The organism is Flavobacterium reichenbachii (assembly GCF_002217435.1).
GTDB lineage: Bacteria > Bacteroidota > Bacteroidia > Flavobacteriales > Flavobacteriaceae > Flavobacterium > Flavobacterium reichenbachii.
This window is the reverse complement of record NZ_MUHF01000007.1, coordinates 102,397-116,310: the sequence shown is the minus strand read 5'-3', so window position 1 is coordinate 116,310 and position 13,914 is coordinate 102,397. Positions and strand designations below refer to the sequence as shown.

23 protein-coding genes are annotated in these 13,914 nt (G+C 34.3%); 1 reads left to right on the top strand and 22 read right to left on the bottom strand.

The window, feature by feature from the left end; genetic code table 11:
- Positions 1 to 5: 5 nt before the first annotated feature.
- The 22 genes from rpsE to rpsL form a co-directional block, all read right to left on the bottom strand.
- Positions 6 to 530 (bottom strand): 30S ribosomal protein S5, encoded by a 525-nt coding sequence (gene rpsE / locus B0A68_RS07360; RefSeq protein ID WP_085950926.1) that lies wholly within the window; start codon positions 528 to 530, stop codon positions 6 to 8.
- Between the two features lie 3 nt (positions 531 to 533).
- Entirely contained in the window at positions 534 to 884 is a 351-nt protein-coding gene (rplR, locus tag B0A68_RS07355) for a 50S ribosomal protein L18 (RefSeq protein WP_029272053.1), read from the bottom strand.
- Between the two features lie 11 nt (positions 885 to 895).
- Entirely contained in the window at positions 896 to 1,438 is a 543-nt protein-coding gene (gene rplF / locus B0A68_RS07350; RefSeq protein ID WP_035682487.1) for a 50S ribosomal protein L6, read from the bottom strand.
- Between the two features lie 19 nt (positions 1,439 to 1,457).
- Positions 1,458 to 1,856 (bottom strand): 30S ribosomal protein S8, encoded by a 399-nt coding sequence (gene rpsH / locus B0A68_RS07345; protein WP_035687884.1) that lies wholly within the window; start codon positions 1,854 to 1,856, stop codon positions 1,458 to 1,460.
- 105 nt (positions 1,857 to 1,961) lie between these two features.
- Positions 1,962 to 2,231 (bottom strand): 30S ribosomal protein S14, encoded by a 270-nt coding sequence (gene rpsN / locus B0A68_RS07340; protein ID WP_031456037.1) that lies wholly within the window; start codon positions 2,229 to 2,231, stop codon positions 1,962 to 1,964.
- A gap of 3 nt (positions 2,232 to 2,234) precedes the next feature.
- On the bottom strand, positions 2,235 to 2,786 hold the full coding sequence (gene rplE, locus B0A68_RS07335) for a 50S ribosomal protein L5 (RefSeq protein ID WP_017495015.1): 552 nt from the start codon (positions 2,784 to 2,786) through the stop codon (positions 2,235 to 2,237).
- Positions 2,787 to 2,788: 2 nt separating this feature from the next.
- Positions 2,789 to 3,103 (bottom strand): 50S ribosomal protein L24, encoded by a 315-nt coding sequence (gene rplX / locus B0A68_RS07330; protein ID WP_007803650.1) that lies wholly within the window; start codon positions 3,101 to 3,103, stop codon positions 2,789 to 2,791.
- An 11-nt stretch (positions 3,104 to 3,114) separates the two neighbouring features.
- A complete protein-coding gene (gene rplN, locus B0A68_RS07325) occupies positions 3,115 to 3,483 on the bottom strand; it encodes a 50S ribosomal protein L14 (RefSeq protein ID WP_007803649.1) in 369 nt (122 codons plus the stop codon).
- 2 nt (positions 3,484 to 3,485) lie between these two features.
- Positions 3,486 to 3,746, bottom strand: coding sequence for a 30S ribosomal protein S17 (gene rpsQ, locus B0A68_RS07320; RefSeq protein ID WP_007803646.1), 261 nt, complete (start codon positions 3,744 to 3,746; stop codon positions 3,486 to 3,488).
- 17 nt (positions 3,747 to 3,763) lie between these two features.
- Positions 3,764 to 3,955, bottom strand: a complete 192-nt coding sequence (gene rpmC, locus B0A68_RS07315; RefSeq protein WP_035682489.1) for a 50S ribosomal protein L29 — start codon at positions 3,953 to 3,955, stop codon at positions 3,764 to 3,766.
- 13 nt (positions 3,956 to 3,968) lie between these two features.
- Positions 3,969 to 4,394 carry a 50S ribosomal protein L16 gene (gene rplP / locus B0A68_RS07310; RefSeq protein ID WP_007803637.1) on the bottom strand — a complete coding sequence of 142 codons (426 nt, stop codon included), beginning with the start codon at positions 4,392 to 4,394 and terminating at the stop codon, positions 3,969 to 3,971.
- A 19-nt stretch (positions 4,395 to 4,413) separates the two neighbouring features.
- Positions 4,414 to 5,175 (bottom strand): 30S ribosomal protein S3, encoded by a 762-nt coding sequence (gene rpsC / locus B0A68_RS07305; protein WP_007803635.1) that lies wholly within the window; start codon positions 5,173 to 5,175, stop codon positions 4,414 to 4,416.
- A gap of 5 nt (positions 5,176 to 5,180) precedes the next feature.
- Positions 5,181 to 5,594, bottom strand: coding sequence for a 50S ribosomal protein L22 (gene rplV / locus B0A68_RS07300; protein WP_007803631.1), 414 nt, complete (start codon positions 5,592 to 5,594; stop codon positions 5,181 to 5,183).
- A gap of 6 nt (positions 5,595 to 5,600) precedes the next feature.
- The gene (rpsS, locus tag B0A68_RS07295) at positions 5,601 to 5,879 is read right to left on the bottom strand and encodes a 30S ribosomal protein S19 (protein ID WP_012022488.1); all 279 of its coding nucleotides are present in this window, start codon (positions 5,877 to 5,879) and stop codon (positions 5,601 to 5,603) included.
- 6 nt (positions 5,880 to 5,885) lie between these two features.
- Positions 5,886 to 6,710 carry a 50S ribosomal protein L2 gene (gene rplB / locus B0A68_RS07290; RefSeq protein WP_007803623.1) on the bottom strand — a complete coding sequence of 275 codons (825 nt, stop codon included), beginning with the start codon at positions 6,708 to 6,710 and terminating at the stop codon, positions 5,886 to 5,888.
- 9 nt (positions 6,711 to 6,719) lie between these two features.
- Entirely contained in the window at positions 6,720 to 7,010 is a 291-nt protein-coding gene (gene rplW, locus B0A68_RS07285) for a 50S ribosomal protein L23 (RefSeq protein WP_017495018.1), read from the bottom strand.
- A 7-nt stretch (positions 7,011 to 7,017) separates the two neighbouring features.
- The gene (gene rplD, locus B0A68_RS07280) at positions 7,018 to 7,647 is read right to left on the bottom strand and encodes a 50S ribosomal protein L4 (RefSeq protein ID WP_035682492.1); all 630 of its coding nucleotides are present in this window, start codon (positions 7,645 to 7,647) and stop codon (positions 7,018 to 7,020) included.
- Positions 7,647 to 8,264, bottom strand: a complete 618-nt coding sequence (gene rplC / locus B0A68_RS07275) for a 50S ribosomal protein L3 (protein WP_007803612.1) — start codon at positions 8,262 to 8,264, stop codon at positions 7,647 to 7,649. Before rplC ends, rplD begins: the two co-directional genes overlap by 1 nt.
- Positions 8,265 to 8,657: 393 nt before the next feature.
- Positions 8,658 to 8,963, bottom strand: a complete 306-nt coding sequence (gene rpsJ, locus B0A68_RS07270) for a 30S ribosomal protein S10 (RefSeq protein ID WP_007803605.1) — start codon at positions 8,961 to 8,963, stop codon at positions 8,658 to 8,660.
- An 11-nt stretch (positions 8,964 to 8,974) separates the two neighbouring features.
- Positions 8,975 to 11,131, bottom strand: a complete 2,157-nt coding sequence (fusA, locus tag B0A68_RS07265; protein ID WP_035682496.1) for an elongation factor G — start codon at positions 11,129 to 11,131, stop codon at positions 8,975 to 8,977.
- 10 nt (positions 11,132 to 11,141) lie between these two features.
- On the bottom strand, positions 11,142 to 11,618 hold the full coding sequence (gene rpsG / locus B0A68_RS07260) for a 30S ribosomal protein S7 (RefSeq protein ID WP_007803600.1): 477 nt from the start codon (positions 11,616 to 11,618) through the stop codon (positions 11,142 to 11,144).
- A gap of 23 nt (positions 11,619 to 11,641) precedes the next feature.
- Positions 11,642 to 12,025 carry a 30S ribosomal protein S12 gene (rpsL, locus tag B0A68_RS07255; protein ID WP_007136570.1) on the bottom strand — a complete coding sequence of 128 codons (384 nt, stop codon included), beginning with the start codon at positions 12,023 to 12,025 and terminating at the stop codon, positions 11,642 to 11,644.
- Between the two features lie 182 nt (positions 12,026 to 12,207).
- On the opposite strand from rpsL, the gene B0A68_RS07250 reads away from it, so the two are divergent.
- Positions 12,208 to 13,908 carry a BamA/TamA family outer membrane protein gene (locus B0A68_RS07250; protein WP_035682498.1) on the top strand — a complete coding sequence of 567 codons (1,701 nt, stop codon included), beginning with the start codon at positions 12,208 to 12,210 and terminating at the stop codon, positions 13,906 to 13,908.
- The last annotated feature ends 6 nt before the right edge of the window (positions 13,909 to 13,914 follow it).

Below are 13,914 nucleotides of genomic sequence, written 5' to 3'. Positions count from 1 at the left end.
TTGAATTAACCTTTAAAAACTTTTTCTAAAGAAACACCTCTTTGTTTTGCAACTGTATGAGCGCTTCTCATTTGTAATAAAGCATCAAAAGTTGCTTTCACTACGTTATGAGGATTTGATGATCCTTGAGATTTAGATAGTACATCGTGAATACCTACTGATTCAAGAACTGAACGAACAGCTCCACCAGCAATAACTCCTGTACCATGAGACGCAGGAATTAAGAATACACGTGCACCACCAAATTTACCTTTTTGTTCGTGAGGAACTGATTGTCCATTCAAAGGAATTTTCACTAAATTTTTCTTAGCATCTTCTACCGCTTTCGCAATTGCTTCAGAAACGTCTTTAGATTTTCCTAATCCATGACCAACTACTCCATTTTCATCACCTACAACTACAATAGCAGAAAAACCGAAAGCTCTACCACCTTTTGTAACTTTAGTAACACGATTAACACTTACCAGACGATCTTTAAGTTCAAGACCACTTGGTTTTACCAATTCTACATTTTTGTATTTAGACATAATATATTAGAATTTAAGTCCAGCCGCTCTTGCGCCTTCTGCTAATGATTTAATACGACCGTGATACAAATATCCACCTCTATCAAAAGTGATGGTATCAATCCCAGCTTTTAACGCTTTCTCTGCAACAAGTTTTCCAACAGCTGTAGCGATTTCAACGTTAGTACCTTTTCCTATTTCTTTTTCTCTTGAAGATGCAGCTAATATAGTAACTCCATTTACATCATCAATAAGTTGAGCATAAATTTCTTTGTTACTTCTAAATACAGATAGTCTTGGGTTAGCAGCTGTACCGCTAATCGATTTTCTAATTCTGAATCTAATTCTCTGTCTTCTATCAGATTTTGTTAATGACATAATCTTATTTTTTAAGCTGATTTACCTGCTTTTCTTCTTAATACTTCACCCACAAATTTAACACCTTTTCCTTTGTACGGCTCAGGCTTACGGAAACCTCTGATTTTCGCAGCAACCTGACCTAAAAGTTGTTTATCAAATGATGTTAATTTTACGATAGGGTTTTTACCTTTTTCAGATATTGTTTCTAAAACTACTTCTGGAGCAATTTCTAAAACAATATTGTGAGAATATCCAAGAGCTAAATCTAACTTTTGACCTTGGTTTGAAGCTCTATAACCAACTCCAACTAATTCAAGTTCTTTTGTAAAACCTTCAGATACGCCAATAATCATATTATTAATTAATGATCTGTATAATCCGTGTTTTGCTCTTTGATCTTTATGATCAGACGATCTTTCTACTTGAACTTGATCGCCTTCAACAGTTACAGTTACGTCCGAAAACTCCTGAGTTAGTTGACCTTTTTTTCCTTTTACTGTAATAATACCGTCTTTAACTTCTACAGTTACACCAGCAGTGATTACAATTGGGCTTTTACCTATTCTTGACATCTTTATCTAGTGTTTAAAATTAGTATACGTAACAAATTACTTCACCACCTACATTTAATTGCTTAGCTTGTTTTCCTGTCATCAAACCTTTTGATGTAGAAACAATAGCAATTCCTAATCCGTTAAGGATTCTAGGTAATTTGGCAGCACCTGCGTACTTACGTAAACCAGGTTTACTAATTCTTTGGATATCTTTAATTACCGGCTCTTTAGTATCTTTATCATACTTCAAAGCAATTTTGATAGACCCCTGAACAGTTGTCGTTTCAAATTTGTAACTTAAGATGTAACCTTGATCAAATAAGATCTTAGTTATTTCTTTTTTTAGATTAGATGCCGGAATCTCAACAACTTTGTGGTTTGCAGCCACAGCGTTACGAACTCTAGTCAAATAATCTGCAATAGGATCTGTATACATATGTATTTGATTGCGATTACGGTTTTCAGGAAGCACTTTGCTTCCTGAACCTTTAATCAATTAAAATTATTTTTTGGTTTGCAAAAGTAATAACTTATTACCAGATTACCAAGATGCTTTTTTAACTCCTGGAATTAATCCATTATTAGCCATTTCACGGAAAGTTACACGTGAAATACCGAATTGACGGATATAACCTCTAGGTCTACCTGTTAATTTACAACGATTGTGTAAACGAACTGGTGAAGCATTTTTAGGTAATTTTTGTAAGCCTTCATAATCTCCAGCTTCTAATAAAGCTTTTCTTTTTTCAGCGTACTTAGCTACCGTTTTCTCTCTTTTCACCTCACGGGCTTTCATTGATTCTTTAGCCATGTCTTAATTCTTTTTAAAAGGTAAACCTAATTCAGCCAATAATGACTTTGCCTCTTTGTCTGTTTTTGCAGTAGTTACAAAAGTAATATCCATTCCTGAAATTTTATTTACTTTATCAATATCAATTTCTGGGAAAATGATTTGCTCTAAAACTCCAAGATTGTAATTACCTCTTCCGTCAAAACCTGTAGCTTTGATACCACTAAAATCTCTAACGCGTGGTAAAGCAGAAGTAATAAGTCTATCTAAAAACTCATACATTCTTTCACCACGTAAAGTAACTTTTGCTCCAATAGGCATCCCTTTTCTCAATTTGAATGACGCAACGTCTTTCTTTGATATTGTAGATACTGCTTTTTGTCCAGTGATCTTTGTTAACTCATCAACTGCATAGTCAATAAGTTTTTTATCAGATACAGCTGCACCAACTCCACGGCTCAAAACGATTTTTTCCAATTTTGGAACTTGCATTACGTTTGTATATCCGAATTCCTCTTTAAGAGCAGAGATTACTCTACTCTTATATTCTTCTTTTAGTCTAGGTGTATATGCCATTACTATAGTACTTGATTAGATTTTTTTGAAAATCTTACTTTCTTATCTCCTTCTACTCTAATACCAACTCTAGTTGTTTCCTTAGTTTTAGGATCAATTAGTGAAATGTTAGATATTTGTATAGAAGCTTCTTTCTTAACGATACCACCTTGAGGGTTTTTAGCACTTGGTTTTGTATGTTTCGAAACCATGTTTACACCTTCAACTATCGCTTTATTTTTCTCACGGTAAACACGTAATACTTTACCTTCAGCACCTTTATGGTCTCCAGCAATAACTCTTACGATATCTCCTGATTTTATTTTTAGCTTTATCATCTTAAAACGAATTAAAGCACTTCTGGTGCTAATGATACAATTTTCATGAATTGTTTTTCACGAAGTTCTCTTGCTACCGGACCAAAAACACGAGTTCCTCTCATTTCCCCTGCAGCGTTCAAAAGAACACATGCATTATCATCGAAACGGATATAAGAACCATCAGCTCTTCTCACTTCTTTTTTGGTACGTACAACAACTGCAGTTGAAACAGCTCCTTTCTTAACGTTCCCGTTAGGAGTTGCATCTTTAATAGATACTACAATCTTGTCACCAACAGAGGCATACCTTCTTTTGGTACCTCCTAAAACACGGATAGTTAAAACTTCTTTTGCTCCCGTGTTATCTGCTACTTTTAGTCTTGATTCCTGTTGTACCATAATTATTTAGCTCTTTCTAAGATTTCAACTAATCTCCAACATTTTGTTTTACTTAAAGGACGCGTTTCGCTAATTCTTACAGTATCTCCAATGTTACAGTCGTTTGTTTCGTCGTGTGCAACATATTTCTTAGTTTTCAACACGAACTTACCGTATAATGGGTGTTTTACTTTTCTTACTTCAGCAATAACAATAGATTTATCCATTTTATTTGAAGTAACAACACCAATTCTTTCTTTTCTTAAATTTCTTTTTTCTTCCATCTTTCAGCAGAATACAATTATTGTAACTCTCTTTTAGTTAACTCTGTAGCTAATCTCGCAACTGTTCTTCTTACACTTCTAATTTGAAGTGGATTTGCAATTGGAGATACAGCGTGAGCCATTTTTAGGTCAGCATATACTTTCTTAGTTTGACTAAGTTTTTCTTGCAACTCCGCTGCAGAAAGATCTTTTATTTCTGATTGTTTCATAATATAATATAAATTATGCTTCGAAATCTCTAGCAACGACGAATTTAGTTTTTACTGGAAGCTTTTGAGCTGCAAGACGTAAAGCCTCTTTTGCAACTGATAAAGGAACTCCTCCAACTTCAAACATAATTCTTCCGGGTTTAACAACGGCAGCCCAATATTCAACGGCACCTTTACCTTTACCCATACGTACCTCAAGAGGCTTCTTAGTAATTGGTTTGTCTGGAAATATTTTGATCCATAATTGTCCTTCTCTCTTCATGAAACGAGTTGCAGCGATACGCGCAGCTTCGATTTGACGAGAGGTTAAGAACATTCCATCTTCATGTACAGATTTAATACCAAACATTCCATTAGAAAGTTCATGCCCTCTTTGAGAGTTACCTTTCATTTTACCTTTTTGTACCTTACGGTATTTTGTTCTTTTAGGCTGTAACATTTTTCTTTAGTTTAAAAATTTACTTTCTTTTACGAGCGTCTGGTTTTCCACCTTTATTAAAGGGCTTTCTGTCTCCTCTTGGAGAATCGCCACCTTTACCACCACCAGTTCCAGATTGTTTTTTATCCATTCCTGCAAGCGGAGAAAGATCTCTCTTTCCATAAACTTCACCTTTCATGATCCATACTTTGATACCCATTCTACCGTAAGTAGTGTGAGCTTCAGCCAAAGCATAATCAATATCAGCTCTGAAAGTTGATAGAGGAATTCTACCTTCTTTGAAACCTTCTGAACGCGCCATCTCAGCACCATTCAAACGACCAGAAATCAAAACTTTGATACCTTCAGCGTTCATACGCATAGAAGCAGCAATAGCCATTTTGATTGCACGTCTGTAAGAAATACGGCTTTCGATTTGACGAGCGATGCTTGTCGCCACAAGATAAGCATCTAACTCAGGTCTTTTAATTTCAAAGATGTTAATTTGAACCTCTTTGTCAGTAACTTTCTTAAGTTCTTCTTTTAACTTGTCTACCTCTTGTCCGCCTTTTCCGATAATGATACCAGGTCTAGCTGTAGTGATAGTAACGGTTACAAGTTTCAAAGTTCTCTCGATGATTACTTTTGATACACTAGCTTTTGATAAACGAGCGTGGATGTACTTTCTGATCTTGTGATCTTCGGCAAGTTTATCACCGTAATCATTTCCACCATACCAGTTTGAGTCCCACCCTCTGATGATACCAAGTCTATTTCCAATTGGATTTGTCTTTTGTCCCATGCTGCTTAAGAATTGCTTTGTGTGTTATTGATAGCTCCAAGCACGATTGTTACGTGATTAGAACGTTTTCTTATTCTGTGTGCACGACCTTGTGGAGCTGGACGAAGTCTTTTCAACATCATTCCACCATCTACTCTGATCTCTTTAACAAATAATCCAGCTTCTTCTAAATTACCTTCACTATTTTTTTGCTCCCAGTTGTTGATTGCAGATAATAATAGTTTTTCTAATTTTCTTGAAGCTTCTTTAGAACTGAATCTTAAGATGTTAAGTGCTCTTTCTACCTTCTGACCTCTTACCAAGTCCGCTACTAAGCGCATTTTTCTAGGTGAAGTAGGGCAGTTATTCAATTTTGCGAAAGCAATAGACTTATTAGCCTCTTTTCTCGCATCTGCTGTTTCTCTTTTACGAACTCCCATTGCTTCTTATTTTTTACCTTTATTTTTTGCTCCAGCATGACCTCTAAAAGATCTAGTTGGTGAAAACTCTCCTAATTTGTGACCTACCATGTTTTCTGTTACGTAAACTGGTACAAATTGACGACCGTTATGAACTGCGATAGTTTGCCCAACGAAATCTGGAGTAATCATAGAAGCTCTAGACCAAGTCTTAACTACACTATTTTTACCACTTTCTACGTTTTCCTGAACTTTCTTGTCTAACTTATAATGAACGAAAGGTCCTTTTTTTAATGAACGTGCCATATCTTATTATTTCTTTCTACGTTCTACGATATACTTGTTACTCGGGTTTTTCTTAGAACGAGTTCTATAACCTTTTGCTGGTATTCCATTTCTTGAACGTGGATGTCCACCAGAAGAACGTCCTTCTCCACCACCCATTGGGTGATCAACAGGGTTCATTGCAACAGGTCTTGTTCTAGGTCTTCTTCCTAACCATCTTGTTCTACCAGCTTTTCCTGATACAACTAATTGGTGGTCTGAATTAGAAACAGCTCCAATTGTAGCCGAACAAGTTAACAAGATTAATCTTGTTTCACCAGATGGCATTTTAATTGTAGCATATTTTCCATCTCTTGCCATTAATTGAGCAAATGTTCCAGCTGAACGAGCGATTACCGCACCTTGACCAGGACGTAACTCAATACAAGAAATAACAGTTCCTAAAGGAATTCTGCTTAAAGGCAATGTATTACCAATTTCAGGTTGAGATTCTGGACCAGAAACTAATTTCTGACCAACTTTCAATCCGTTTTGAGCAATAACATAAGTTTTTTCTCCATCAGCATAAGCTAATAAAGCAATAAATGCAGTACGATTTGGATCGTATTCGATTGATTTCACAGTAGCCGGAATTCCGTCTTTAGTTCTTTTGAAATCAATAATACGATATCTCTGCTTGTGACCACCACCCGTATAACGCATGGTCATCTTTCCTTGACTATTTCTACCTCCAGAGTTTTTTATCGGCGCTATCAAAGAGCGTTCCGGCTTATCAGTTGTAATAGCGTCATAACCATTCACAACTCTAAATCGCTGACCTGGGGTAATAGGTTTTAATTTTCTTACTGACATTTTTCTATCTTAGATATTGTTGTAAAAATCAATTGTTTCTCCTTCTTGTACTTGAACAATTGCTTTTTTGATTGCATTTGTCTTTCCACTGATTAAACCACTTTTAGTGTATTTAGTAGTTCTATCCGGTCTTACGTTCATCGTGTTAACTGAAACGATAGTTACTCCATAAGCAGCTTCAACAGCTTTCTTAATTTGAACTTTGTTTGCTTTTTTGTCAACAACGAATCCGAAGCGGTTTAAAACTTCACTTTCTTTGGTTACTTTCTCTGTTACTATAGGTCTAATTATGATGCTCATATTCCTATTATTTGCTTAAATTTTCTTCGATTAACTCCAAAGAACCTTCTAAAAGCACTAAATTATTAGTGTTTAAAATAGCGTAAGTGCTTAATTCTGAGCTAGTTACGACATTAGAAGCCTTTAAATTGCGTGACGACAAATATACATTTTTATTTGACTCTCCCAACACAAATAGAGATTTTTTATTTTCTAACCCTAAAGCTTTCAAAACGTTAATGAAATTTTTAGTGTTTGGCGCTTCAAAATTAAAGTCTTCAAGAACGATAATATTCGCCTCTTTTGCTTTGATTGAGAAAGCTGATTTTCTAGCCAATCTTTTTACCGCTTTATTCAATTTAAATGAATAGCTTCTTGGTCTTGGCCCAAAAATTGTTCCACCACCTTTAAACAATGGATTTTTGATACTTCCCGCACGAGCTGTACCAGTCCCCTTTTGTTTTTTAATCTTACGTGTACTTCCCGTCACTTCAGCTCTTTCTTTAGCTTTGTGAGTTCCTTGTCTTTGATTAGCAAGATATTGCTTTACATCAAGGTATACAGCGTGATTGTTTGGTTCAATTGCGAATACTGAATCAGAAAGTTGAACTTTTCTACCAGTATCTTTTCCGTTGAAATCTAATACTTTTACTTCCATTACTTCTGAATGATTACATAAGAGTTTTTATGTCCAGGAACACATCCTTTAATAACAAGTAGGTTCTTTTCAGCAACCACTTTTAAAACTCTAAGGTTTTGAACTTTTACATTGTCTCCTCCCATTCTTCCAGCCATACGCATTCCTTTGAATACTCTAGATGGATAAGAAGAAGCTCCTACAGAACCTGGCGCTCTTAAACGGTTGTGTTGACCGTGAGTTGCTTGTCCAACACCACCAAATCCGTGACGTTTAACAACCCCTTGAAAACCTTTACCTTTAGACACACCTTGTACATCTACAAATTCTCCTTCAGCAAAAATAGAAACATCAATAAGATCCCCTAATTTTTGTTCAGTTGCAAAATCTTGAAATTCAACGACTTTTTTCTTAGCAACAGTTCCAGCTTTTTTAAAGTGACCTAAAGCCGCTTTAGTGGAATGTTTCTCGTTTTTGTCATCGAAACCAAGTTGCAACGCTTCGTACCCGTCAACACCTTTGGTTCTGACTTGGGTAACAACACACGGCCCAGCTTCGATTACTGTACAAGGAATATTTTTCCCGTTTTCATCAAAAATGCTAGTCATGCCGATTTTTTTACCAATTAACCCAGACATAAATATTAATTATTAATTACTAAAATTCCCTTCAATTTGAAAATAACAGAAATTTCCAAACAGGGAGTGCAAAAGTATACATTAAAATCGAATATACCAAACAGTTACAAAAATTAAATCGCTCATTATCAAAATCAAAGAACAAAAGCCTTGGTCACAATCATTTTATTGAATTCAAAAAATAAACTTTACATCGCTAACTCTGAACAACCATTGCCTTAACAATCACTTAAACCACAATACCAAAAACCTTCTCAAGCACCAAAACAAAAGGGATTTAAAAACAAAACAATACTTTATCAAATAAAATTTTAAAAAATTTTAAAATTTAAACGAACAAAAAAAAGCGAGACATTTCTGTCTCGCTTTTTATATAAAAAATATAATAAAAAATTATACTTTAATCTCTACTTCAACTCCACTTGGCAATTCAAGTTTCATTAATGCATCAATAGTTTTAGATGAAGATGAATAAATATCAATCAATCTCTTGTATGACATTACTTCAAATTGCTCTCTCGCTTTTTTGTTAACGTGCGGAGAACGCAATACAGTGAAAAGTTTTTTGTGAGTTGGCAACGGAATTGGACCTGTTACAACTGCTCCAGTAGTTTTTACTGTTTTTACGATCTTTTCAGCAGATTTATCTACCAACATGTGATCGTAAGATTTTAGTTTTATTCTGATTTTTTGACTCATTTTCTTAAGAATTAAGCGTTACCTTTTGCTTTTTTAATTACAGCTTCTGAAATATTAGAAGGTGTTTCTGCATAGTGAGAAAACTCCATTGTTGAAGTTGCTCTACCAGAAGACAATGTTCTTAATGTTGTTACATATCCAAACATTTCTGATAAAGGCACATCAGCTTTAATAGTTTTAGCACCGTTTCTGTCACCCATGTCATTAACCTGACCTCTACGACGGTTGATATCACCTACGATATCTCCCATGTTCTCTTCAGGAGTAATAACTTCCATTTTCATGATTGGCTCAAGAACAATTGCCCCAGCAGCTTTAGCTACTTCTCTATAACCCATTCTAGCCGCTAACTCAAAAGAAAGAGCATCAGAATCGACAGGGTGGAAAGATCCGTCTGTCAAAGTTACTTTCAAACTATCCACTTGATAACCAGCCAAAGGACCAGTTTTCATAGCTTCACGGAAACCTTTTTCTACAGATGGAATATATTCTTTAGGAACGTTACCACCTTTTACCGCATTAATAAACTGTAATCCTACAGGAACTTTACCATCAACTTCATCAGCTGGCTCAAGTGTAAATACGATATCACCGAATTTACCACGACCTCCTGATTGTTTCTTGTAAGTTTCTCTGTGAGTTGCAGATCTTGTAAACGCCTCTTTATATTCAACTTGAGGTTCACCTTGGTTTACTTCAACTTTAAATTCACGTTTCATACGATCTACCAAGATATCTAAGTGAAGCTCACCCATACCTGAAATAATAGTCTGCCCTGAAGCCTCATCTGTTCTAACAGTAAATGTTGGATCTTCTTCAGCTAATTTAGCCAAAGCCATACCCATCTTATCAACGTCAGCTTTAGTTTTAGGCTCAATTGCAATACCAATTACCGGCGCAGGGAATTTCATAGACTCAAGAATAATTGGGTGTTTTTCATCACACAATGTATCTCCAGTTTTAATATCTTTAAATCCAACAGCAGCCCCAATATCTCCAGCCTCAATATATTCGATTGGATTTTGTTTGTTTGCGTGCATTTGGTAGATACGAGAAATTCTTTCTTTGTTTCCTGAACGAGTGTTCAAAACATAAGAACCAGCATCTAAACGTCCAGAGTAAGCACGGAAGAAAGCTAAACGACCTACGAATGGGTCAGTAGCAATTTTAAATGCTAGAGCAGCAAAAGGCTCTTTTACGTCTGGCTTACGCAAGATTTTAGTTTGATCTTCTTCTAATAATTCAGCATCATCAGGATGAATTCCTTCAATACCTTCCTTATCCATTGGAGAAGGCAAATATTTACAAACTGCATCTAACATGAATTGAACTCCTTTGTTTTTGAAAGAAGAACCAGCAATCATCGGGATGATAGCCATATCCATAGTAGCAGCTCTTAAAGCATTGTTGATTTCTTCTTCCGTAATAGAGTTTTCATCTTCCATGAATTTCTCTAAAAGGTTTTCATCGTAATCAGCAACTGCTTCAATAAGAATAGATCTGTATTCTTTAACTTCAGCAACCATATCAGCAGGAATTTCAACAATATCAAAAGTCGCCCCTTGAGTTGCATCATGCCAAATGATAGCCTGGTTTTTTACTAAATCCACAACACCTTTAAAATCATTTTCTTCACCAATTGGCAAAGTGATCGCAACAGCGTTTGATTTTAACATATCACGAACTTGTTGACAAACTGCCAAAAAGTTAGATCCTTGACGGTCCATTTTATTAACGAATCCCATACGTGGAACTCTGTACTGATCTGCAAGCCTCCAGTTAGTTTCTGATTGAGGCTCAACACCATCAACAGCAGAAAACAAGAAAACTAATCCATCAAGTACACGTAGAGAACGATTTACCTCTACAGTAAAATCAACGTGTCCAGGAGTATCAATAATATTAAAGTGGTATGGCAAAGATTCAGGCAAAATTTTACCTTGCTCAGTTGGAAAATTCCACTCACAAGTAGTTGCAGCTGAAGTAATTGTAATACCTCTTTCTTGCTCTTGAGCCATCCAGTCCATTGTTGCAGCACCATCGTGTACTTCACCAATTTTATGTGACTTTCCAGTATAAAAAAGGATACGCTCAGTTGTTGTTGTTTTACCAGCATCAATGTGAGCAGCAATTCCGATATTTCTTGTATATTTTAAATCTCTAGCCATTTCTTACGAATTAAAATCTAAAGTGAGAGAAAGCTTTGTTAGCTTCTGCCATCTTGTGAGTATCCATTCTTTTCTTAACCGCAGCACCTTCTTCTTTAGCAGCAGCTAAACATTCTGATGCTAAACGTTGTGCCATAGATTTTTCATTTCTTCTTCTAGAATAAAGTATTAACCACTTCATTGCCATAGAAATTTTTCTGTCTGGTCTAATTTGCATTGGAATTTGAAATGTAGCTCCACCTACTCTACGACTACGTACTTCTACGTGAGGCATAACGTTTGTTAAAGCATCTTTCCAAATTTCTAATGAAGATTTTTCTGAATCTTGCTTTTTAGATTCGATGATGTCAATTGCATCATAAAATACTTTGAAAGCTGTAGATTTCTTACCGTCCCACATTAAGTTGTTCACAAAACGTGTTACCAATTGGTCGTTAAACCTCGGATCTGGTAAAAGTGGTCTTTTCTTTGCCGCTCTTTTTCTCATGTCTTTTTCTTAAAAGTTTTAAATTACTTTTTTGCTTCTTTTGGGCGTTTAGCACCGTACTTAGATCTTCTTTGCGTTCTTCCTGCAACTCCTGACGTGTCAAGCGCTCCACGAACGATATGATATCTAACACCTGGTAAATCTTTTACCCTTCCGCCTCTAACTAATACTATCGAGTGCTCTTGTAAATTGTGTCCTTCTCCAGGGATGTAAGCATTTACTTCATTACCATTTGTCAAACGTACACGCGCTACTTTACGCATTGCAGAGTTTGGTTTTTTTGGTGTAGTAGTGTAAACACGCGTACAAACCCCTCTTCTTTGAGGACAAGAATCTAAAGCAACCGATTTACTCTTCTTAGTTATCTGAGTTCTTCCTGTTCTTACTAATTGTTGAATTGTTGGCATAATTAATACTAAAAATTTATTATGTATATTAAATTCCCGCTTTTTACGGGGTTGCAAATGTATAAAATATTTTTCACTATACAAACGTTAATCTATTAATTTTCAATAACATTATTTAAGCTTATGTTTTTACAAACAAACAATTGATATTTGCAATACTTTTAATAAATGAAACGATTACTTTGAAACAGTTTTTATACATCTTCTTTTTTTGTATCAGCATTTCTGGATATGCACAAAATTTTTATTTAAAAATTGAAGGTTCTAATATATCAGAAAGTCAAATTATTGACTCATTAAAATACAACCCAAAACATTTTAACTTAAAATCATTATTTGCAGAAATACAAAAAACATCGTTAAACCTTTCAAAACAAGGCTTCATAGACAACTCTATACAAGAAACATTACAAAATAATGACAGCACTTATATCTCCAAAATAAGCTTAAAAAACAAAATAAAAGAGATACATATATATATAGGTACAAATATATTTTTTCTTAGTTCAGATAAAATACAAAATGACACTTTAATTATTCCTTACGAAAAGATTGAAAGCTATTTAAATCAAAAAATAATCGATGCTGAAAAGAGGGGTTTTGCATTAACAAAAATCAAACTTGAAAACATTCAAAAAAAGAATTCCATAATAACAGCGTCATTAAATTTTAAATCCGAAAAAAAACGAAGCTTAAATTCCATTATAATTAATTATGTAAATCAGGATTCAAATAATTTTTTTCCAAAAGCACATTTCAAACAGCTTAATAAAAAATATTTAAACAAGACTTTTAACCAAGAAACCATTAAAGAACTTTATGACGATATAAATAGTTTTGAATTTGTAAATCAGACAAAATATCCCGAAATCTTATTTACAACTGATTCAACTAAAATTTATGCTTATATAGAAAAAAGAAAGGCCAATACTTTTGATGGCTATATTGGATTTTCTAATAACGAAAATAAAAAACTAATCCTTAATGGATATCTTGACATTTCACTTATTAACACCCTTCGTGCTGGAGAACAATTTTCTTTATACTGGAAGAGCGATGGAAATCAGCAAAAAACCTTTAATGCAAAATTAGAAGTTCCCTATATCTTTAGATCATCACTAGGAATCAAAGCTCAATTGAATATTTTCAAACAAGACAGCACTTTTCAAAACACTAAAACCAGCATTGACTTAGGGTATTATATCAACTATAATTCAAAAATATATTTAGGATATCAATCTACAGAATCCAGCGATATTCAAAACACCAATAATTCTTCTATTAGTGATTTTAAAAATTCATATACCACTTCTACTTATAGTTATAAAAAATTAGATAACGAAAATATTCTTTATCCTCAGAAAATATTTTTAAACTGTATTATCGGATACGGAAAAAGAAATACTAACAACAGCTTAGAGACTGCACAGCCGAGTAAGCAGTTTTACACATCACTTAATTTATCTTATAACTTTGAGTTAAATGATAAAAATTTCTTTTATGTTAACTCACAGAATTATTTCTTAAAAAGTAAAAATTATATAACTAATGAACTATTTAGATTTGGAGGCATGAACTCCATTAGAGGTTTTTCTGAAAATAGTTTACAAGGAAATAATGTAAATTTATTGATGACGGAATATAGGTATCTAACATCCTCAAATTTGTACCTCCACAGCATTTTAGATTACGGTATATATCAAGACCAGACAAGCTTTAATAACAATAAGAAAATAAGAAATTTACTATCTTTCGGGGTAGGATTAGGCTTACTAACTAAAAGTGGTTTATTAAAAATCTCAATAGCCAACGGCACTACAAATAGCGAGGAAATAAAATTTTATAACAGCTTATTAAACATCTGTTATAATGTTAAATTTTAACCTTTA